General features: G+C 71.0%; 17 protein-coding genes. 9 read left to right on the top strand and 8 right to left on the bottom strand.

The window, feature by feature from the left end; all coding sequences use genetic code 11:
- Nucleotides 1–36 precede the first annotated feature (36 nt).
- The 4 genes from FOF48_RS06455 to FOF48_RS06440 all read left to right on the top strand — a co-directional run bounded on the left by FOF48_RS06455 (nucleotide 37) and on the right by FOF48_RS06440 (nucleotide 5,449).
- Entirely contained in the window at nucleotides 37–1,206 is a 1,170-nt protein-coding gene (locus FOF48_RS06455) for a TfuA-like protein (RefSeq protein ID WP_143899293.1), read from the top strand.
- Nucleotides 1,207–1,676: 470 nt separating this feature from the next.
- Entirely contained in the window at nucleotides 1,677–3,581 is a 1,905-nt protein-coding gene (locus FOF48_RS06450; protein WP_201755907.1) for a serine/threonine-protein kinase, read from the top strand.
- A 117-nt stretch (nucleotides 3,582–3,698) separates the two neighbouring features.
- Entirely contained in the window at nucleotides 3,699–4,604 is a 906-nt protein-coding gene (locus FOF48_RS06445) for a DUF2381 family protein (RefSeq protein WP_186001808.1), read from the top strand.
- A gap of 71 nt (nucleotides 4,605–4,675) precedes the next feature.
- Nucleotides 4,676–5,449 carry a DNA methyltransferase gene (locus FOF48_RS06440; RefSeq protein ID WP_143899764.1) on the top strand — a complete coding sequence of 258 codons (774 nt, stop codon included), beginning with the start codon at nucleotides 4,676–4,678 and terminating at the stop codon, nucleotides 5,447–5,449.
- On the opposite strand, the gene FOF48_RS06435 is transcribed toward FOF48_RS06440, so the two are convergent.
- Entirely contained in the window at nucleotides 5,428–6,066 is a 639-nt protein-coding gene (locus FOF48_RS06435) for a hypothetical protein (RefSeq protein ID WP_143899291.1), read from the bottom strand. The two genes, FOF48_RS06440 and FOF48_RS06435, sit on opposite strands and share 22 nt — an antisense overlap.
- Nucleotides 6,067–6,176: 110 nt before the next feature.
- On the opposite strand from FOF48_RS06435, the gene FOF48_RS06430 reads away from it, so the two are divergent.
- The 3 genes from FOF48_RS06430 to FOF48_RS06420 all read left to right on the top strand — a co-directional run bounded on the left by FOF48_RS06430 (nucleotide 6,177) and on the right by FOF48_RS06420 (nucleotide 9,974).
- Nucleotides 6,177–7,460, top strand: coding sequence for a dicarboxylate/amino acid:cation symporter (locus FOF48_RS06430; protein ID WP_143899290.1), 1,284 nt, complete (start codon nucleotides 6,177–6,179; stop codon nucleotides 7,458–7,460).
- A gap of 72 nt (nucleotides 7,461–7,532) precedes the next feature.
- The gene (locus tag FOF48_RS06425; protein ID WP_143899289.1) at nucleotides 7,533–8,015 is read left to right on the top strand and encodes a peptidylprolyl isomerase; all 483 of its coding nucleotides are present in this window, start codon (nucleotides 7,533–7,535) and stop codon (nucleotides 8,013–8,015) included.
- Between the two features lie 63 nt (nucleotides 8,016–8,078).
- A complete protein-coding gene (locus tag FOF48_RS06420; protein WP_143899288.1) occupies nucleotides 8,079–9,974 on the top strand; it encodes an OPT family oligopeptide transporter in 1,896 nt (631 codons plus the stop codon).
- A gap of 15 nt (nucleotides 9,975–9,989) precedes the next feature.
- Here the strand turns inward: FOF48_RS06420 and FOF48_RS06415 are convergent, their stop codons facing one another.
- The 3 genes from FOF48_RS06415 to fusA all read right to left on the bottom strand — a co-directional run bounded on the left by FOF48_RS06415 (nucleotide 9,990) and on the right by fusA (nucleotide 15,189).
- A complete protein-coding gene (locus FOF48_RS06415; RefSeq protein ID WP_235685432.1) occupies nucleotides 9,990–10,811 on the bottom strand; it encodes a flagellar motor protein MotB in 822 nt (273 codons plus the stop codon).
- Between the two features lie 208 nt (nucleotides 10,812–11,019).
- The gene (locus tag FOF48_RS06410) at nucleotides 11,020–12,954 is read right to left on the bottom strand and encodes an ABC-F family ATP-binding cassette domain-containing protein (RefSeq protein ID WP_143899286.1); all 1,935 of its coding nucleotides are present in this window, start codon (nucleotides 12,952–12,954) and stop codon (nucleotides 11,020–11,022) included.
- Between the two features lie 117 nt (nucleotides 12,955–13,071).
- On the bottom strand, nucleotides 13,072–15,189 hold the full coding sequence (gene fusA, locus FOF48_RS06405) for an elongation factor G (RefSeq protein ID WP_143899285.1): 2,118 nt from the start codon (nucleotides 15,187–15,189) through the stop codon (nucleotides 13,072–13,074).
- Between the two features lie 157 nt (nucleotides 15,190–15,346).
- Between fusA and FOF48_RS06400 the strand changes: the two genes are divergently transcribed.
- Both FOF48_RS06400 and FOF48_RS06395 read left to right on the top strand, forming a co-directional pair.
- The gene (locus tag FOF48_RS06400) at nucleotides 15,347–15,709 is read left to right on the top strand and encodes a nuclear transport factor 2 family protein (protein ID WP_143899284.1); all 363 of its coding nucleotides are present in this window, start codon (nucleotides 15,347–15,349) and stop codon (nucleotides 15,707–15,709) included.
- A 25-nt stretch (nucleotides 15,710–15,734) separates the two neighbouring features.
- Complete coding sequence (locus FOF48_RS06395) at nucleotides 15,735–16,067, top strand: hypothetical protein (protein ID WP_143899283.1); 333 nt, start codon at nucleotides 15,735–15,737, stop codon at nucleotides 16,065–16,067.
- A gap of 16 nt (nucleotides 16,068–16,083) precedes the next feature.
- On the opposite strand, the gene sthA is transcribed toward FOF48_RS06395, so the two are convergent.
- The 4 genes from sthA to FOF48_RS06375 form a co-directional block, all read right to left on the bottom strand.
- Nucleotides 16,084–17,487 carry a Si-specific NAD(P)(+) transhydrogenase gene (sthA, locus tag FOF48_RS06390; RefSeq protein WP_143899282.1) on the bottom strand — a complete coding sequence of 468 codons (1,404 nt, stop codon included), beginning with the start codon at nucleotides 17,485–17,487 and terminating at the stop codon, nucleotides 16,084–16,086.
- 96 nt (nucleotides 17,488–17,583) lie between these two features.
- The gene (locus FOF48_RS06385) at nucleotides 17,584–18,411 is read right to left on the bottom strand and encodes a pseudouridine synthase (protein ID WP_143899281.1); all 828 of its coding nucleotides are present in this window, start codon (nucleotides 18,409–18,411) and stop codon (nucleotides 17,584–17,586) included.
- A 46-nt stretch (nucleotides 18,412–18,457) separates the two neighbouring features.
- Nucleotides 18,458–18,685, bottom strand: a complete 228-nt coding sequence (locus FOF48_RS06380) for a hypothetical protein (protein ID WP_143899280.1) — start codon at nucleotides 18,683–18,685, stop codon at nucleotides 18,458–18,460.
- A 97-nt stretch (nucleotides 18,686–18,782) separates the two neighbouring features.
- Nucleotides 18,783–19,529 (bottom strand): RNA methyltransferase, encoded by a 747-nt coding sequence (locus FOF48_RS06375; RefSeq protein ID WP_143899279.1) that lies wholly within the window; start codon nucleotides 19,527–19,529, stop codon nucleotides 18,783–18,785.
- Nucleotides 19,530–19,797 lie beyond the last annotated feature (268 nt).

Below are 19,797 nucleotides of genomic sequence, written 5' to 3'. Positions count from 1 at the left end.
GGTGGTGGTACCGGGCATGCGCGTTTCGGAGCTCCTGTGAAGCGGCGGGCGGACGAGCTGGTGGTGTTCCTGGGGCCCTCATTGCCCGCGGCGGAGGCTCGGCGGATTTCGCCGTGCACGGTGCTTCCCCCTGCGCGCCAGGGAGATGTGTGGCGGGCCTTGTCGCTCAAGCCCCGGGCGCTGGTGTTGGTGGATGGCGTCTTCGAGGCGCAGCCTTCCGTGTGGCACCACGAGCTGCTCGCGGCCCTGGAGGCAGGCGTGGCCGTGTTCGGCGGCGGCAGCATGGGCGCGCTGCGCGCCGCGGAGCTCTCCGCGCACGGGATGGTCGGCGTGGGTCGCGTCTTCGGGTGGTACCGCGACGGCGTGGTGGCGGATGACTCGGAGGTGGCGCTGCTGCACGCGGACGCCGAACACGGGTGGCGTCCGCTCACCGTGCCGCTCGTGAACGTGCGCCACGCGGCGGAGCGTGCGCTCAAGGCCCGCGTGCTGGGACGCCCCGGCGCGCGCGCCCTGGTGGACGCGGCGGCGGGGCTCTTCTACCAGGAGCGCAGCTGGGCGCGGATCCGCGAGGCCGTGGCGCCCTCCTGGAGCCGCGCCGTGCTCCAGGCCTGGGATGCCTGGTTCGCGGGCGGCGTGGAAGACCTCAAGCGCCTGGACGCCATGGACTGCGTGCGCACGGCGGCGGAGTTCGTGCGCCACGCCGCGCCCCCGGCGCCCGGTGCGCGGCGCAATCCCTCGTCACTGGTGCGGCGCAGGCGGCTGGTCGAGGACGTGACGCGCGTGGGTCCGCGCCCCGTGGACTCAGGCCGCGTGATGGAGCTGCTCCGGGGCGCGCCCGATGCGGCGGCCTGGGCGGAGGCCGGCCTGCGGCGGGCGTTGCTGGCGGGGTGGGTGCGCTCCCTGGGCCTCCAGGCGACGGACGAGGAGATCGCCGCCGAAGAGGCCGCCTGGTGGCAGGAGCGGGGCGTGCGCGCTTCACGCCGCCAGGCCTTCCTCGCCGCGAACGGGCTCGACGGTCCTGCCCTGCGCCAGCTGTGCGAGGCGCGCGCGCTGGAACGTCTGGCATTGACGCACGCGGCGCGGCTGCTGCCAGACGGGCCGTCGTGGGATGAAGCCCTGGCATCCGAAGCCCGTCTGGGTGGCCAGTGGGAACAGGCCGCCCGAGCCCTGGCGGAAGCCGGTGACCCACCCTCCGAAGAGGAATGAAGGCTCCGCTGCGCCCCTCCGCCGGCACGGGCCGGAGCCCGATGGCGGCTGGGTTCCACGGGCTGCGTGCGCCTCCCGGCCGGCCGAGGACAATCCCATACAGAGACAACCCGTTGGCAGGGTCCGAGCCGTCAAGCCCTGTCGCACCCGAGACATGGGATTGCGCCCCCCACGATGCTGCCTGGCGGGTTGGACGTCTGTTCAGGGCCGGACTCCCCGGCACGTCACGAAAAAACGTGACAGCCCCGCAGGGCCGGGTAGGGTCAACCCCGGAGGTTGTCCGCATTGAACACCGCTCCCTGGGTGGTTCCGCCAAGCAGGTCCGCGCCGTCGTCGGCCGGGCATGCTCGCGGATTGCGGGGAATCCGACCTCCGTGGTGGGGTGTGAAAGGGGCGGTCCCCTTGCCGGTCGTGAATCGCCGAAACCGTGTCCCGACCTCCCAGGTTGTGTCACGGCTTGAGTCCGGGTCATGACCACGCCGCTTCATCCGGATCAGCTGGAGGTCGGCCACCACGTTGGACCGTGGCGCATCGTCGGCTCGTTGGGAGCGGGGGGCTTCGGCCGGGTCTTCAAGGTGGAGCGGGGTGGGAACGTCTACGCGCTGAAGCTCGCGCTGCGTCCCGCGGGCCAGCACGCCGCGGATGAAGAGGACGTCAACGGCCGGCTCGCCCGCGAGGTCGCGGCCCTGCTCGCCTGCGCGCCGCATCCGAACCTGCCGCGCGTGCACGCCGTGGATCGCTGGCCGGAGCCGCCGGACGGCTACTTCTTCCACGTCACCGACTTCGTGGACGGCGAGACCTTCCACGAATGGCGCTGGCGGGTGAAGCCCACCGCAGCGCACCTGCTCACCGTCTACACGGAGCTGGTGCGCGTGGTGGCGGACCTGCACCGCCGGGGCGTGCACCACCGCGACCTCAAGGCGGACAACCTGCTCATCCGCCGCGTCGACGAGCGGCCCATCCTCATCGACCTGGGCACCGCGCGCATCCCGGGCGCCTCCACGCTGACGGTGGGCGTGGCGCCCGCGTCCCCGCACCTGCTGCCGCCCGAATGCGTGGCGTTCCTGCGAGAGGGCTCCTGGAAGGCCGGCGCGAACTTCGACGCGGGCATCCCGGGCGACCTCTACGCGCTGGGCGCGCTGCTCTATGAGTCGTTGACGGACGGCTACGCCTTCGACCCGCGCCTGCCCTACGACCGGCTGCTGCCCGCCATCGAGACGGTGGTGCCGCGCGCTCCGAAGGACATCAACCCCAAGGTCCCCTCCAGCCTGTCCGACATCGCGATGCGGCTGCTCTCCAAGCGCCCCGAGGATCGCTATTCGGGCACGGAGACGCTGCTGCAGGCGCTCTGGGACGCGGCCAAGGACAAGCGCCAATCGGACTGGAAGGTCTCGCTGGATGTCCCGGCGGATCCCGACGCGCCCTCGCTCGACCGGGGCGTGGTGCTGCTGTCCCAGTACTCCGGGAGCGCCCCGGAGCCCGCGCCCGTCCCCGCGGGACCGCAGCCCGCGAGCCCGCCCTCCGGCGTCCTCGGACTCCCCGCCCCGGCGGAAGCCCCCTCCGTGAGCGCGCCCGCGGTGCCACGCGGTCCCGCCGGGGTGCTCGGGCTGGGGGCGTTGCTCCTGGGCCTCCTCGCCTTCGGGCTGTTCCAGCTGGCTCCGAACCGACCCCCACCTTCCGTAGCGCCTGTGCCTGAGAAAGGAAGTTCGTCCGTGACCCCAACCCCGAGTCTTCCTGATGCCACCATGCTCGCGGTGGCGTCTTCCCCGGATGCGGGAGCTTCCCCGGCGGTGGAACCTGCTCCTCCCGTCCCGGACGCCGAGCCGGCCGAGGCCGTCCGCCCCCCCGTCAGAGCCCTGCGGGCAGACGGTGGCGTCATCCGCAAGCTCGCCAGCGCGGCCGCCGCGGCGTGCGTCGGCGTGTCGTGCGCCGGGGGGACCGCCAACACCCGCCGCGACGAGGCCGAGCCGTGTCCTCCGGGTTCCGCGGAGGCCATGGTGAAGCTGCGGCTCAACAAGAAGCCGATGGAGGCGATCTTCCTGGAGGACGACCTGTCGGGAATGAAGGAGGTCCGCGAGGGCGAGCGCACCTTCTTCGTCCGCGAGCAGGTCGGTCAGCGGGTCAACGCCGGCTCCACCATGCGGGGCCGCGTGGTGTTCAAGAAGAACGTCACGCGCATCTTCTTCACGGAGGCCATCCTCAAGGACGGCACCGCGTATCCCGTGTGCATGGAGTACTTCGACATCTTCGGCAACCGCTGGGGTTGGAAGCACCGGCCGCAGGACCCCGAGGAGACGGCCACCGTGCGCTATATGCCGTCCCAGTTGGAGAACGTGATCGCGGTCGAGCGCTTCAACCTGCCCCACGAGGAGTAGTCACCGCGTTGGCCCTACTCCAGGAGGCGGGTTCATCACCGGAGCAGGGCTGTGTCAGGGCCCCGTGCTAGATAGACGGCACTGTATGTAGCCCCGGTTCGAGGAGCCCTCCCCACCGTGCCCTCCTGTCTGTCCGTAGCGCTTCCAGTTCTTCTCTGGTCGACGTGTGTCCTGGCGGCTCCCCTGGATGTGGGAGGGAAGGGGGAGGGGATTCTCCGGATGGAGGTCGGGCCGGAGCATCCCGGGGTGCGCCCCATCCGGATTGGCGCGGGGGTGAGCACGACGCTGCTGTTCGACAGCGACATCGTGCCGGACCAGGTGAGCCTGGAGGGGCGGGCGCAGTTCTCGCGCGTGAGCATGGGCAGCGCGGTGGTGGTGCTCATCCCGTCCGACGACCTGCGACAGGGGGAGGTCCTCAAGCTCTCCATCCCGTTCAAGGACACGACCCTTCCGCCGCGGGTGGTGTTGACGCTCCAGGTGCAGGCCGACGCGGTGGACCGCCAGGTGGAGGTCTACCGGCGGGCGCGCTCGGCGGAGTCCTACCGGCAGGAGGTGGGGCAGCTGCGCGCGGAGCTGGAGCGGCTCCGGCTGGAGCGCAAGCAGCCCCCGGCCGCGGCCCCCGGGGTGGATGGCTTCCGGGGCCTGCTCGCGGGCTCGACCGCGTTTCCCGGCCTCACCGTCCGGCGGGAGCTGGGGGCCATGCGGTGCGTGGCCCCGTGTCCGCTGCGCATCGACGTGGGGGCCCTGTTCGTTTCGGGGCAGCGGCGGGCCCTGCGCCTGTCGCTGCGCTCGGCGGACAAGGAGCCCTGGCGCGTCGGGCGGGCCGTGTTGGTGGACGCGCAGGGGCATGAGTGGGAGTCGCTCACGCCCGTCCAGTCCGCCCTGCTGACGGTCCGGTCCGCGGCCTCGGTCATCGTGGAGTTCGAGATGCCCGCCGACATCTCCGTGGGCCCCTACTCGCTCCGGCTCTGGGACACGGCGGGCAAGCGGGTGGCCCAGTTCGGGGACGTGCCGCTCGACTGAGGCACGGCGCCCTCGCGCGTCGGAATCCCGGCATGCGGGGGCTCATGCCGGGTAGGGTGCGGCTCCACACGATGACCTCCGACCTGACGCCCGAATCCCCGCGCTGCGTCCGCGCCGATGCGCGCGAGCCCGAGGGCTACCGGGCCGCCCTGGGCGACACCCGCGCCGCGCTGCTGCACACCGACCCGCCGTATTGCCTGCTCACCCGGCGGCGCAAGGGCGGCGACCTGCGCGACCCCCGCGCGCACAAGAAGATCGACCGCAACCCCATCGTCCGCTTCGAGTCCGTGCGCGACTACCGCGTCTTCTCCGAGGCCTGGCTCTCCCGCGCCACCTCGCACCTCACCCCCGACGCGCCGCTCATCATCTGGACCAACCTGCTGGGCAAGGAGCCCATCCTCGGCGCCGCGCGCGACCTGGGCTACGCGCACCTGCGCGGCGAGTACGTCTGGGGCAAGCGCACCACCGACAAGAACGCCAACGAGCAGCTGCTGCGCGTCTACGAAGTCGCGCTGGTCATCGCCCGCACCCCGGCGCCGCCGCTCGCCCTGGGGGACGCGCCCACGGTGTGGGCCGTCGTCGGTGGCTATGACGACGACGCGGAGGCCGCGCAGTGGGGCGGCCACCCGCACCACAAGCCCTTCTCCGTGCTGGAGCCCCTGGTGCGCACCTGGAGCCGCCCCGGCGACACCGTGTTGGATCCGTTCGCGGGCAGCGGCTCCATGCCCTCCGCCGCGCTGCGCCTGGGCCGCCGCCCCGCCTGCATGGAGGTGGAGCCCGAGTGGGCCGAGCGCGTCACCCACCGCCTGCGCGACACCGCCCGTCAGCTGGCCAGCGCCCGGTAGTAGCGCGTCTCGCTCCACGTGGGCACGTCGGTGGGGCGGTGGCCCCACCAGTTCATCACCAGCGTGCGCCGCTCGCGCGAGGGCCCCGGCAGCTTCCCGTCCGGCACCTGGTTGTCCGCGTCCAGCACCCCGTGCGTCAGCGTCCCGTCGAACACCACCAGCCGGTTGGGGCGCGGCGCCACCAGCGTCCACTCCTCCGGCCGCTCTGGCGCCAGCGAGGGGTTGTCCTCCGACGGCAGCTCCCGCGTCACCGCCAGCGCGCCGCCACGCACCCGGTTGAGGAACAGGACGGACGAGCGCTTCGGGTGCATCAGCTTCCCCGTGGCCAACGCCAGCCGCTCGTCCCGGTCCTGGTGGAAGTCCACCCGCACGTCCGTGGCGCGCATGCGCGACAGCCACCACTCCACGCCGGCGATTCCGCGCCCCTTCGCCACGCCGGGGCGCAGCGCGTGGATGACCTCCTCCACGACGTTCTGGGGCGGGCCGAAGGCGTACCAGAACGTCGTCTGGTACGTGTGGCGCAGGCGCTCCCCCTTCAGCGCCCCCACTCGGCGTGAGAGCCGGAGGAAGAGGGGCAGGGGCAGGGCGGTCTCTGTGAGCTGGACGAGGGATTCCACGGTGGGCCCGGAGCTTTCCCCCGAACGCGAGGTGGGCGCCACCCTCTTTCGCCGGTAGGCTTCGCGCCCTTTCCCCTCCGGCTGGACAAGGAGGGCGTGGAGACTCCCGGATGAAGGCCCACCAGAAGATGCTCCTCGGTATCTCCGTCGGCGCGGTGGCGGGGCTCGTGGCCAACGCCGCCTTCGGGAGCGCGGACTGGCTCGTGTGGACGGTCGAGCACGTCACCAACCCGGTGGGGCAGATCTTCATCCGCCTGCTCCTGATGCTCGTCGTGCCGCTGCTGTTCTCCGCGCTGGTCATCGGCGTGGCGGAGCTGGACCTCAAGCAGGTGGGCCGCCTGGGCGCCCGCACGCTCGGCTACACGGTGGTCTTCTCCGTCATCTCCGTCCTCATCGGCCTGCTGCTCGTCAACTCGCTGCGGCCCGGTGACGGCTTGAGCGACGAGGCCCGCGCGCTGGCCCGCACGGGCACGCAGATCAAGGCGGCCCCGCCCCCCGGAGACACCTCCGCGGGCGCCATCTTCATGTCCATGGTGCCCACCAACCCCATCAAGGCCGCGGCGGACGGGGACATGATTGGCCTCATCGTCTTCTCGCTCATCTTCGGCCTGGGCCTGGCGCTCACCGTGGGCGAACCCGCGCGGCGGCTCAAGGACGTCGTCCAGGGCCTCTACGACGTGATGATGCGCCTCATCGACGGGGTGCTGAAACTCGCGCCCATGGGCGTGGGCGCGCTGCTGTTCTCCATGACGGCGCGGCTGGGCTTCCACATCCTGGCGCAGCTGGCGTCGTACGTGGGCGTGGTGCTGCTGGCGCTGAGCATCCACATGTTCGTCGTGTATTCGCTGTCCGTGCGCTTCCTGGGCGGGAGGAACCCGGTGGAGTTCTTCCGCTCCTGCCGGCTCGCCATCGTCACCGCCTTCTCCACGGCCTCCTCCAGCGCCACGCTGCCCACCGCCCTCAAGGTGGCCGAGGAGAACCTGAAGCTGCCGCGCAACGTGTCGCGCTTCGTGCTCACCGCCGGCTCCGCGATGAACCAGAACGGCACCGCGCTCTTCGAGGGCGTCACCGTGCTCTTCCTGGCGCAGGTGTATGGCGTGCCGCTGGGGCTGGGCCAGCAGGCGACCATCATGTTCATCTGCGTGCTGGCGGGCATCGGCACCGCGGGCGTGCCGGCGGGCTCCATCCCCGTCATCGCGATGATCCTCGGCATGTTCCACATCCCCGTGGAGGGCCTGGGGCTCATCCTCGGCGTGGACCGCTTCCTGGACATGTGCCGCACCGTGCTCAACGTCACCGGCGACCTGGCCGCCGCCGTGTACGTGTCGCGCGGGGAGCCCCCCGACCGCCCGGTCGGCGAGGAGGCGGCGGAGTCCACGGCGGGCCTGACATGACGCCCCCGGGGGGCCACCTTTGACCGAAGTTCCCACACCCCGCCGTCCCCGAAGCCAAGGAGCTTCCGCCGCATGAAAGTCACCAACGGTCGCGTCGTCGCGCTCGAGTACCGCCTCCACCTGGGGGACGGAGAGGTCATCGACCAGAGCGCTCCGGGCCAGCCGCTCGCCTATCTGCACGGGCACAAGCAGATCGTCCCCGGCCTGGAGGGCGCGCTGGAGGGCCTGGGCCTGGGGGAGAGCAAGCAGGTGGTGGTGTCACCGGAGCAGGGCTATGGCGTCCACAACCCGGAGGGCGTCCGCACCGTCCCCCGCACCATGCTGCCGCCGGGCTTCACGCCCCAGGTGGGCCAGACGCTGATGGCGCAGACGGAGGAGGGCAACATCCCCCTGCGCATCCAGACGGTGAATCCGGACTCCGTCGTGGTGGACCTCAACCACCCGCTCGCGGGCAAGACGCTCCACTTCGACGTCACCGTGCGCGAGGTGCGTGACGCGACGCAGGAGGAGCTCACGCACGGCCACGTGCACGGGCCCGGCGGCGCGCACGAATAGCGCAGGGCCCCGGGCACGGAGCGTTTCGTTCCACCGGGGGGCGTGCACTATCTTCGCGCCCCCATGTCTCCTCCTGTCCCGAACCCCAGCCAGCTCCGTGTCCCCGCGCCCGACCCCGCCGCCGTCCCGGAGCGGCCCGGCGCCTCCGCGGCCATGGATCCGGAGCTGTACTGGCGGGAGCACGTCTACCAGGGCGGCGCGCGGCAGCTCACCGTGCGCGCCGTCATCGCCGGGATGCTCATTGGCGCGGTGATGTGCCTGTCCAACCTCTACGTCGTCCTGAAGACGGGCTGGAGCCTGGGCGTCACCATCACCGCGTGCATCCTGGCCTTCGCGGTGTTCGGCACGCTGCGCTCGCTCAAGGTGCTGCGCAACGAGTTCACCGACCTGGAGAACAACGCCATGGGCTCCGTGGCGTCCGCCGCGGGTTACATGACGGGCGGCGGCAACATGGCCGCGGTGCCCGCGCTGCTGATGCTCACCGGCACGCTGCCGTCCTCGGGCTGGCTGATGCTGTGGTTCGCGGTCATCTCCGCGCTGGGCGTCTTCACCGCCATCCCCATCAAGCGCCAGCTCATCAACATCGAAGCGCTGCCGTTCCCCACCGGCACCGCCACCGCGGAGACCATCCGCGCGCTGCACGGCCACGGGGACGTGGCCCGCCAGAAGTCGCGGCTGCTGGGCGCCGCGGGGCTCGTGGGCGCGCTGCTGGTGCTGGTGCGCGACGCGCGCTTCGGCTGGCTGCGCAACCTGCCGGAGAAGGTGAGCCTGCCGTTCACCATCCTGGGTCGCGAGGCCGGCAAGTGGTCGCTGTCCATCGACTTCAGCCTGCTGCTGATCGGCGCGGGCGCGCTGGTGAGCTTCCGCACCGGCTGGTCCATGCTGCTGGGCGCCTTCCTCAACTACGGCTTCCTCGCGCCGGAGATGTTCTCGCGGGGCGTCATCCCGGAGGTGACGTACAAGGCGATCAACGGCTGGTCGCTGTGGACGGGCTCCGCGGTGCTGGTGTCGTCCGGCCTCTTGTCCTTCGCCTTCCAGTGGCGGAGCGTGGTGCGCTCCTTCGCCGCGCTGGGCGGGCTGGTGGGCCTGAAGCCGAAGGAGGGCGCGCGCGAGGATCCGCTGGCGGACATCGAGTGCCCCCCGGCGTGGTTCCCGCTGGGCTTCGCGGTGCTGGGCCCCGTGGCCGTCTTTCTCATGACGTGGCTGTTCCAGATTCCCTGGTGGGCTGGCGTGCTCGCGCTGCCCCTGGCGGTGGTGATGGGCGTCGTCGCGTCGCGCGTGACGGGCGAGACGGACACCACGCCCACCAAGGCGCTGGGCCCCGTCACCCAGCTCGTCTTCGGCGGCCTCGCCCCGGGCAACATCCCCGCCAACGTGATGAGCGCCAACGCCACGGGCGGCGTGGGGCTGCACGCCGCGGACCTGCTCACGGACCTCAAGTCCGGGTGGCTTTTGGGCGCGGCGCCGCGTCAGCAGTTCTTCGCGCAGCTGTTCGGCGTGGCCGCGGGCGCCGTCGTGGTGGTGCCCATCTTCAACCTGCTGGTGCCGTCCGCGGACGTGCTGGGCACGGAGCAGTTCCCCGCGCCCTCGTCCATGGTGTGGGCCGGCGTGTCGAAGATGCTCGCCTCCGGTGTGTCCGCGCTGCACCCCACCGCGCGCATCGGCGCCCTGGGCGGCGCGCTCCTGGGCGTGACGCTGGTGCTGCTGGAGCGCTGGGCCCCGCCGAAGGTGAAGTCCTTCCTCCCCACGGCGTCCGGCCTGGGGCTGGCCATGGTCATCCCCGGCTCCAGCTCCATCAGCCTCTTCGTGGGCGCGGGGCTGGCGGCGCTGCTCCGGCGGGTGAAGCCGAAGCTCGCGGAGGACGCGGTGCTGCCCGTCAGCTCCGGCTTCATCGCGGGCGAGAGCCTCCTGGGCATCGCCATCGCGATGGTGAAGGCCTTCGGCTTCATGCCGAAGTAGGGCGGGGGCCTGCCTTCAGTCCACCTTGTCGGTGGACCAGGCCAGGCCCGCGACGAAGCGGAAGGTGGGCGTGTCGAACCCCGCGCCCACGCCCGGTCCGCCCATGACATACAGGTCCAGGCTGGTCAGCGCGTGGCGGCGGATGGCGATGAGCAGCTCCGCGCCCACGCGGCCTCCGTCCAGGGGGATGCCCACCAGCGTGCTCACCTCGCCGCGCGTCGTCTCTCCGCCCCGCGACGTCACCGTGGCGCCCAATCGCAGCTCATTGCCGGCGATGTCGCGCGGATCATAGGACACGGGCCCCAGGTCCTGGCGCTTGCGCAGGAACACCCCCGCCTCGCCGCCCACCTGGAAGCCTTCGCCCACGTAGCCCAATTGCAGACGCGGCTGGAACGCGTAGTCCTCATGCGCCTGCGCCGCGCGGCTGCCCACCGGCAGGCCCGCGGTCAGCTCCACCGCGACGTTGATGGGGGCGCCCAGCGTCTGGCGCAGCAAGGCCGCGCGCGCGCTCAGCCACGGCGTGGCCAGCCCGCCGGACTGCGGCCCGAAGTACTCCAGCGTGGGCTTCCCCCCCTGCGTCAGGATGAAGGGCAGCTCCGCTCCCACGTCCAGCCACGGCAGCACGCCGTAGGCCAGCGTCAGGTGCGCGGTCATCTTGTTCTCGACCAGGCCCGTGCCGTCCCCCGGCTCCCAGCGCGTCTGGAAGTGCATCGGCAGCTGCTCGTAGTGGTAGTTCAACCCCACTCGCAGTTGCCCCCGCTCCAGCGTCCGCCCCGTCCCCACCACCAGCGAGCCCAGCGCGGCGGGGTCCAATCGCAGTCGTTGTAAGTCAAACATCGGCAGCGGGCGTCGTGGACCGCTGTCCAGGGCGTGGGCGGAGAAGGGCAGGGTGAACAAGGCAGCGGCGAGAACCGAGGCCGGACGAAACACGTGACGACTCCCAATGCGGAGGACGCTGAGCGCGAACTCTATGCTGAGTCCCCCAGCCCGCGAATCATGCACGCGAGAGTCACCGGTTGTCGGTTGCCCTACGCATACGCCTGAATCAGGCGCTGCCAGCCGCCAGGTCCTGCAATTCCTGCCATCGTGAATAGAGCCGGTCGACTTCAGCGGTGATGGCTTCCAGGGCCTGATTGACTTCCGCGACCTTGGAGCCGTTGCTGTAGACGGTGGGGTCGGCCAGCTGGGCCTCCAGCCCCGCCTTGCGCTGCTCCGCGGCCTCGATGGTGGCCTCCATTCCGTCCAGTTCGCGCTGGTCCTTGTAGGAGAGCTTTCCAGGCTTCTTCTGCGCGGGCTTCGCGGCGGGCTCCTCGCGGGCCTCGTCCTTCTTCGGCTCGTCCTTCTTCGAGGCGGCCTTGAGGGCGGCGGCCTGGGACTGCTCGCGCAGCCGCTTGTACATGTCGTAGTTGCCCTCGTAGCGGGTGACCTTGCCCTGGCCGTCGAAGGAGAGGATGGCGGTGGCCACCTTGTCGAGGAAGTAGCGGTCGTGCGTCACCAGCAGCGTGCTGCCGGCGAAGTCCAGCAGCAGCCGCTCCAGGATGTTGAGGGTGACGATGTCCAGGTCGTTGGTGGGCTCGTCCAGCACCAGCACGTTGGCGCCCTCCAGGAACAGCCGCGCCAGCAGCAGCCGGTTGCGCTCGCCGCCGGACAGCGCGCCCACCTTCATGCGCTGCATGGGTACCGGGAAGAGCAGGTCCTCCAGGTAGTCGCGCAGGGCCACCTTGCGGTCCGCCAGCTCCACGTGGTCCTCGCCGTTGGAGGCCGCGTCGTACACCGTCTGGTCGGGATCCAGCTGGGTGCGCTGCTGATCGTAGTAGGCGACCTTGGTGTTCTTCCCGATGACGAGCTTCCCGTCGTCCGCGGGAATCTCCCCCAGCATCACGCGCAGGAAGGTCGTCTTGCCCACGCCGTTGGGCCCCAGGAAGCCCACGCGCTCGCCGCGCTGGAGGCGGAAGTCCACGCCGTCCAGCACCTTGCGCTCGCCGAAGGACTTCTTCAGGCCCTCGGCTTCGATGACGGTGTGGCCCAGCCGCGGCGCCGCCACCACGCGCAGGTCCGCCACCTTGGGGCGCTGGAAGCCCTTCTCCGCCAGCAGCTTCTGGGCTCGCTCGATGCGCGCCTTGCTCTTGGTGCGCCGCGCCTCCGGGCCCTTGCGCAGCCACGCCACCTCCTGGGCAATCCAGCGCCCGCGCTTGTGCTCCGCCGTCTCCGCGTTCTCCTGCGCGACCAGCTTCTGCTCCACGTAGGCCGCGTAGTTGCCGGGGTAGGAGATGAGCCCTCCGCCGGGCTGGATCTCGACGATGCGGTCCACCAGGTCATCCAGGAAGTAGCGGTCGTGGGTGACGAGCAGGAGCGCCCCGGGCAGCTTGTCCAGCTCGTCCTCCAGCCAGTCCACGGTGTCCGCGTCCAGGTGGTTGGTGGGCTCGTCCAGGAGCAGCAGGTCGGGGCGCGTGAGCAGCGCCCGGGCAATGGCCACGCGCTTTCGCAGGCCTCCGGACAGCTGCGCCACCGGGCGGTCCCAGTCCTTCACGCCCAGTCGGTCCAACAGCGTCTTCGCGTGGTGCTCCGTGTCCCAGCCGCCCGCCTGCTCGATGCGGTCGCTGAGGGCGGACAGCTGCTCCAGCATCTTCGGCGTGGCGTGCGCCGGGTCCGCCTCCAGCCGGCGCGACAGCTCCGCGTGCGCGTCCAGGGCCTCCTTGAGCGGGGCCTGGGACACGGCGAGCTCGCTCTGCACCGTGGCGCCTTCGGGGAACTCCGGCTCCTGGGGCAGGTAGGTGACGCGCGCGCCCCGGCGCAGCTGGAGCTCGCCCAGGTCCGGCTTCGCGGCGCCCGCGAGGATCTTCATCAGCGACGACTTGCCGGAGCCGTTGACGCCCACCAGCCCCACCCGCTCCCCCTCCTCGATGGTGAAGGTGAGCCCCTCGAAGACGGTGCGGCTGCCGAAGGCGAGCTGGACGTTGGCGGCACGGAGCAGCGTCACGGGAAGGACCTCCTGGAAGGCACGGCGGATGCGAAAGGGGGGAAAGCGAAAGGGCGCCCCCCACTTGAAGCGGGGAGCGCCCTTCCTACTGCCAGAGCGGCGTCGCGGACACCCGGACTACTTGCGGGCGGCCTGCTCAGCGGCCTGCTTCTCCTTGTACTGCACCATCAGGGCGTCCGCCTCGTTGCGCGGAACCTGCGAGTACTTGGCGAACTCCATCGTGAACTCGCCCTTGCCCTGGGTCGCGGAGCGCAGGTCGGTGGAGTAGCCGAACATCGTGTTGAGGGGCACCTCCGCCACGGCCGTGACGTAGCCCTCCGCCGTGCCCGTCTCCAGGATGGTGCCGCGGCGCTGGTTCAGCTGGCCGACGACGGAACCCTGGAAGTCCTCCGGCGCGGTGACCTCCACCTTCATGATGGGCTCGAGGATGATCGGCTTGGCGGCGGCGTAGCCCTCGCGGAAGCCCATGATGGCGGCCGTCTTGAACGCCATTTCGGACGAGTCCACCGCGTGGAACGCGCCGTCGTTGATGACCACGCGCAGGCCCACCACGGGGAAGCCGATGAGGCTGCCCTTCTTCACGGCCTCCTGGAAGCCCTTGTCGCACGCGGGGATGAACTCGCGCGGGATGGAGCCACCGACGATGTCGTCCACGAACTCGTACTGCTGCACGGCGTCCGAGGGCAGGGGCTCCACGTAGCCGCACACGCGCGCGAACTGACCGGAACCACCGGTCTGCTTCTTGTGCGTGTAGGCGAACTCGCCCTTCTGGGAGATGGTCTCGCGGTACGCCACCTGCGGCTTACCGGCGACCACCTCGCAGTTGTACTCGCGCTTCATGCGCTCGATGTAGATCTCCAGGTGGAGCTCGCCCATGCCGCTGATGATGGTCTGCGCGGACTCTTCGTCGCGGCGCACGCGGAACGTGGGGTCTTCCTTGTGGAAGCGGTTGAGCGCCTTGGAGAAGTTCGCCAGCGTGTCGCGGTTCTTCGGCGTCACCGCCAGCGAGATGACCGCGTCCGGGACGAACATGGACGTCATCGTGTAGCTCACCGCACCGTCGGTGAACGTGTCGCCGGAGGCGCACTCGATGCCGAACAGCGCCACGATGTCGCCGGCGGTGGCCTCGTTGACGTCGTGCATCTCCGACGCGTGCATGCGGACGATGCGCGGAACCTTGACCTTCTTCTGGTTCACCTGGTTGATGATGAAGTCACCCTTGCTCACCTTGCCCTGGTAGATGCGCATGTAGGTGAGCTGGCCGTACCGGCCGTCTTCCAGCTTGAACGCCAGGCCGACGAAGGGCTTGGTGGGGTCCGACTCCAGGATGACCTTGGCCTCGCCGTTCTTCTGGTCGAGGGCCTCGTTGGTCGCTTCCTTGGGGTTGGGCAGGTAGCTGCACACCGCGTTCAGGAGCAGCTGCACGCCCTTGTTCTTGTACGCGGAGCCGCACATCACCGGCGTCATCTTCAGCGCGATGGTGGCGCGGCGCACGGCCGCGCGCAGCTGCTCCTCGGTGATGGCGCCCGGGTCCATCAGGAACGCCTCGCCCAGCACGTCGTCCACGTTGGCGACGCCCTCGAGCATCTCATCGCGGCGCAGCTTGGCCTCGTCCAGCATGTCCGCGGGGATGGCCTCCTCGCGCACGTTCTCGCCGTTCTCGCCGTCGAAGTAGTACGCCTTCATCGAGAGCAGGTCGATGAGGCCCTGGAAGCGGTCCTCGGCGCCGATGGGGTACTGGAGCTTCACCGCGTGGTGGCCCAGCTTCTCCTTCAGCTGCGCGGCGACGCGATCATAGTTCGCGCCCGAGCGGTCCATCTTGTTGATGAACGCGATGCGCGGAACCTTGTAGCGCTTCATCTGGCGGTCCACCGTGATGGACTGCGACTGCACGCCCGACACGGAGCAGAGCACCAGGATGGCACCGTCGAGAACGCGGAGCGCGCGCTCCACCTCGATGGTGAAGTCCACGTGTCCCGGCGTGTCGATCAGGTTGATGTTGTAGTCGCCCCACATCGCGTACGTGGCGGCGGACTGGATGGTGATGCCCTTCTCACGCTCCAGGTCCATCGAGTCCATGATCGCGCCCACGCCGTCCTTGCCGCGGACCTCGTGGATCTCGTGGATCTTGCCCGTGTAGAACAGGATGCGCTCGGAGAGCGTCGTCTTGCCCGAGTCGATGTGGGCAGAGATACCGATGTTACGAATCTTCTCGATGGGTACGTTGGAGGCCACGATCCGGTCCTTCTTCGTTTGAAAAAATTGCCTGAGGGAACAGAGCAGGCGGGGCCCTTACTTCCCACAGGACCCAGTTACCAGACAAATCCGCATGACGTCGGGCGTACATCCGCCTACGTTCAAGCCGTCCTGTTCCGACGGAGGTCTTCTAACAATGAGCGCGAGTGAAAACTTCTCCCTGGCCCGAGCCTGGTTGCACGCCTTCAACGCCCACGACGTGACGGCCTTGATAGCGCTGTACGCGGAGGATGCAACACACACCTCACCCAAGATTCGCGTCCTGCACCCGGAGACGGGGGGCCGGCTGGTGGGGCGGCCGGCCCTGGAGCGGTGGTGGCGGGACGCCATCGCCCGGCTGCCAGGGCTGCGGTACGAAGAGACGGCCCTCACGGCGGACGGGGACCGGGTGTTCATGGAGTACCTGCGCCATGCTCCCAACGAGGCCCCGCTGCCGGTGGCGGAGGTGCTGGAAGTGAAGGGCGGGCGCATCGTCGCGTCGCGCGTCTATCACGGCTGAACCCACGCGGATAAGGTGCCCCTCCATGGCGAACCCCAACAGCTTCGACCGGGACTTCGGATACCTGGCGCCCTTCATGGACAAGGTGGCGGCGGCGGCCTCGGACCTGCCGGACGCGTCCGCCCGCGAGGAGCTGGTCCGGCTGATGGCGGAGGAGAAGGTTCGCTGGGAGCGGATCCGCGAGCTGCTCCAGGGCGCCCCAGGGGGCCGCGCCGCCTCCTCCGGCCCGTCCGCGAAGGCCCCGGCGAAGCCGCCCGCCGCGGCGCTGGCCCTGTCCCGGGCGTCCTCGGACGAGGTGAACCGGGTGGCCCGGCGCGAGGCGGGCTTCACGGTGGGGAGCCTCAAGGACTCGCGCTAGCCGCGCGCCCGGGGGCTCAGGCGCTGCTGACGCGCACCTGATCCAGCGCGTCGTAGGTGGCGGCCTTGTAGGCCTCCGACAGCGTCGGGTAGTTGAAGCAGGTCTCCACGAAGAGCTGCGCGGTGGAGCCGGTGAGCATCGCGACGAGCCCCACGTGCACCAGCTCCGAGGCCTGCTCGCCCAGCACGTGCACGCCCAGCAGCTTCAGGTCGTCGCGGTGGAAGAGCAGCTTCAAGAGGCCCTGCTTCTCTCCGATGATCTGCCCGCGCGGGTTGTGCTCGAAGGGCGCGCGGCCGACGACGTACGGGATGCCGCGCGCGCGCAGGGCCTCCTCCGTCTCGCCCGCCATGGACACCTCCGGGATGGTGTAGATGCCGTAGGGCAGGAGCGGGGTGAGCGTCCGCTTCCCCGGCCCGAAGGCGTGCTCCACCGCGATGCGGGCCTGCTCCATGGACGTGGAGGCCAGGGCGGGGAAGCCGATGACGTCCCCCACCGCGTAGATGTTCGGCACGGCCGTCTGGTACGCCATCCCCACCTCAATCTGGCCGCGCTTGCCCTGCTTCACGCCCAGCGCCTCCAGGCCCAGGCCGGCGGTGTTGGAGGTGCGGCCGGAGGCCACCAGCACCTGATCCGCCTCCAGGACCTCGCCGGTGGACAGCTTCAGCAGGATGGCCTCCGAGTGGGACTCCGGCACGTACGCGGACTCCACCGTCTGGCCCAGGCGCAGCCGGATGCCCAGGGCTTCCATGCAGTCGCGCAGCAGCTCAGCGATCTCCGCGTCCAGGAAGGACAGCAGCTCGTTCTTCACCTCCACCAGCGTCACCGGGATGCCGAGCGCGGCGAACATGCACGCGTACTCGCAGCCGATGACGCCACCGCCCACCACGACCAGCGTGTGGGGCAGGGTGGTGATGTCCAGGATCTCATCCGAGTCGTGCACGCGCGGACTGCCGAAGGGGTAGAGCGGCGGCCGGTACGGCGTCGAGCCGGTGGCGATGAGGGTGGTGCCGGCGGCGAGCTTCGCCACCTCCACGCCGTCGCGCTTCACCAGGACGGTGTGCGCGTCGAGGAAGGAGCCCATGCCCTGGAACAGGGTGACGCCGTGGCGCTGGAGGTTGCGGTGGATGCGCGTTCGCTCCATCTGCTTCACGCGGCGCTCGCGGAAGAGGAAGTCGGAGACGGTGGCCTCGTGGCGCAGGGTGGCGTCCACGCTGTAGAGGCCGCGCGCCTTGAAGCCGGAGAGGTGCAGCGCCGTCTCGCGCAGCGTCTTGGAGGGGAGGGTGCCGGTGTTGGCCGCGGTGCCGCCGAGCACCGGCTCACGCTCCACCACCGCCACCCGCTTCCCCGCGAGAGAAGCCTGCACCGCGCCCCATTCCCCCGCGGGGCCTGAGCCGATGACCACCAGGTCGAAGTCCGCCATGGGCCGCACCCTAACCCTTCCCCGGGGGGCCAGGGCACCGGGAAGTCAGCCTCGCCGGGACAGGGCCCAGGGCGCGCCCGGCCCCGGGGACCGGGCTCAGGCGTCCTCGGCGTCCGGGGCCCCTTCCTTGGGCGCGCGGCCGGTGTAGTGCAGCTTCTCCCGGACCTCCTCGTCGGTGAGGAGCCGGAAGCCGCTCTCCGGCAGGCCGTCCAGGGTGATTTCGCCCACCGCCTCCCGGTGGAGCGCGCGGGAGGGCAGGCCCACGGCGCCCAGCATCCGCTTCACCTGGTGGTGGCGGCCCTCCGTGAGCGTCACCTCCACGGTGTGCTCGTCGCGCACGCGCACGGTGGCGGGGCGGGCGGGCCCGTCGTCCAGCGTCATCCCCTGGCGCAGCGGCTCCACGCGCGCGTCATCCGCGGTGCTGAACACCGTGGCCACGTAGCGCTTGGGCAGCAGCGTCTCCGGGGACGTGACGTGGGCCACCAGCTTGTCGTCGTTGGTGAAGAGCAGCAGGCCCGTGGTGTCCACGTCCAGCCGGCCCACGGCGTGCCAGGTGAAGCGGGACAGCTCCATGGGCAGCTGGGGCAGGAGGACCTCGAACACCGTGCCCGTGCGGTGCTGGCGCGCGGTGGAGGTCAGCACGCCCGCGGGCTTGTGGAAGGCGAGGACGTGCGTGGGCGCCACCTTGCGCACCGGCAGGCCATCCACCTTGAGGACGGCGTCGGGCGGCACGGGCGTCAGGGGCATGGTCGCCACGCGGCCGTTGATGCTCACCCGGCCCGCCTTGATGGCGGCCTCCGCTTCGTCCTGGGGCATCGCCCCGGCGCGGGCCAGCGCCCGGGACAGCCAGTCCGGCTTCTCCCGGCCCTCCCAGCGGTTGGGGCGGGGAGGGGACTTCGGCGGCCGTTCGGGCTTGCGAGGCATGGGCGCGGCACTGTAGCCGCGTGGGGCGGCTCCATGCGCGGTGTTGTTAGAAGCGGGTGGGCGCGTCCGAGTCCTCGCCCTCGGCGGAGCCCGGCGTCCTGCCCGGCTCATCGCCATCCGCCATGCGGTGGGGCTCCTCTTCCAGCCCGCCGTCCTCCGCCGTCTCGGGCGTGCGGCCGGGCTCCTCCAGGACGTCCTCGTGGGCCGGGGCCTGCCGGCCGGGGCCGGGCTCGCTGCCTCCCACGATCATCGATTCATAGGGCATGTGGTTCATGCGGCGCTCCTTCCAGGCGGGGGTTCCAACCGCTCCGTTCAAAGGTAACGACGCTCCCGCATCCCGCCGCGCCGGGGCGGGACGTTCCCCCGCCTGCTCAGTCGTCGGCCCCGGGAGGCGGCCCTCCTCCGGGGAAGTGCTTGCGCACGGTGTGCAGCGCGGCCAACCACAGGCGGGCCTCGTTGCGCGTGAGCCGCGAGCGGCGCAGGGGGGCGAACAGGTCCCTCACCGCCGTGCGCCCGGGCTGGGCGTCCACCAGGAAGCCTCCGGTGCTCAGCAGCGACTCCAGCGTCGCCTCCACCCGGGCCAGCTCCGCGTCCGTGGCGGCCAGGGGCAGGGGCCCCGGCGGCGGCGCGCTGTCGGCGAGCACCGCCATCCTCACTTCGTAGGCGTAGAGCAGCACCGCCTGCGCCAGGTTGATGGAGGGCTGCTCCGGCGCGGTGGGCACCGCGGACAGGTCGTGGCAGCGCTCCACCTCCGCGTTGGTGAGCCCGCTGCGCTCGTCTCCAAAGACGAGCGCCACCGGCCCCTGCCGCGCCCGCGCCACCAGCTCCTCGCCCACGGCCCGGGGCGACAGGCGGCGCTTGCCCTCCACCTTGCGCGAGCTGGTCCCCACCACCCAGACGCAGTCGGACACCGCCGCGTCCAGCGTGTCCGGCCGCTTCACCCCACCCAGCACGTCCTCCGCGTGGACCGCCAGCCGGTGCGCCGGGCCCAGGTCCTCGACCTCGGGCGTCACCCACGCCCAGTCGGAGAGGCCGCAGTTCTTCAGGGCGCGGGCGGCGGCGCCCAGGTTTTCCGCGTTGCGCGGGCGCATGAGGACGAATCGGACGGGCAGCACCATGACCGCGCACCCTACCGCCCCGGTGGACGTGTCAGTGCCCCCGTTGACCGTCGAGCCTCCCTCCCGCCAGTCTGCGGCGCGAAATCCCGCACCCCCGCGCGTCCGGAGGCCACCTGGAGTGTGGCTGCCCGGACACCCTGTGGGCCCGCGGACGCGCGAGGGGGAGCGCCGGCGCGCGGTCGCCGGGCCGCACTTCCCGTGTGTCTCCGGGCTGCCCATGCGCGGCACGCGGCATGAAATCGGTTCCGCCGCCACCCCTGGAGGAAAC

Origin of the sequence: Corallococcus sp. Z5C101001 (genome assembly GCF_007352635.1) — a bacterium.
Lineage (GTDB): Bacteria > Myxococcota > Myxococcia > Myxococcales > Myxococcaceae > Corallococcus > Corallococcus silvisoli.
Note: the sequence above shows the minus strand (reverse complement) of the source record. Positions and strands in the feature narration are given on the sequence as shown.

What these genes read in the sequence shown, in the direction of transcription:
- FOF48_RS06450 (WP_201755907.1), top strand. Translation starts at nt 1,677, where the DNA reads ATGACCACGCCGCTTCATCCGGATCAGCTGGAGGTCGGCCACCACGTT.
- FOF48_RS06440 (WP_143899764.1), top strand. Translation starts at nt 4,676, where the DNA reads ATGACCTCCGACCTGACGCCCGAATCCCCGCGCTGCGTCCGCGCCGAT.
- FOF48_RS06430 (WP_143899290.1), top strand. Translation starts at nt 6,177, where the DNA reads ATGAAGGCCCACCAGAAGATGCTCCTCGGTATCTCCGTCGGCGCGGTG.
- FOF48_RS06425 (WP_143899289.1), top strand. Translation starts at nt 7,533, where the DNA reads ATGAAAGTCACCAACGGTCGCGTCGTCGCGCTCGAGTACCGCCTCCAC.
- FOF48_RS06420 (WP_143899288.1), top strand. Translation starts at nt 8,079, where the DNA reads ATGTCTCCTCCTGTCCCGAACCCCAGCCAGCTCCGTGTCCCCGCGCCC.
- FOF48_RS06415 (WP_235685432.1), bottom strand. Translation starts at nt 10,811, where the DNA reads ATGTTTGACTTACAACGACTGCGATTGGACCCCGCCGCGCTGGGCTCG.
- FOF48_RS06400 (WP_143899284.1), top strand. Translation starts at nt 15,347, where the DNA reads ATGAGCGCGAGTGAAAACTTCTCCCTGGCCCGAGCCTGGTTGCACGCC.
- FOF48_RS06395 (WP_143899283.1), top strand. Translation starts at nt 15,735, where the DNA reads ATGGCGAACCCCAACAGCTTCGACCGGGACTTCGGATACCTGGCGCCC.
- sthA (WP_143899282.1), bottom strand. Translation starts at nt 17,487, where the DNA reads ATGGCGGACTTCGACCTGGTGGTCATCGGCTCAGGCCCCGCGGGGGAA.
- FOF48_RS06385 (WP_143899281.1), bottom strand. Translation starts at nt 18,411, where the DNA reads ATGCCTCGCAAGCCCGAACGGCCGCCGAAGTCCCCTCCCCGCCCCAAC.
- FOF48_RS06380 (WP_143899280.1), bottom strand. Translation starts at nt 18,685, where the DNA reads ATGAACCACATGCCCTATGAATCGATGATCGTGGGAGGCAGCGAGCCC.
- FOF48_RS06375 (WP_143899279.1), bottom strand. Translation starts at nt 19,529, where the DNA reads ATGGTGCTGCCCGTCCGATTCGTCCTCATGCGCCCGCGCAACGCGGAA.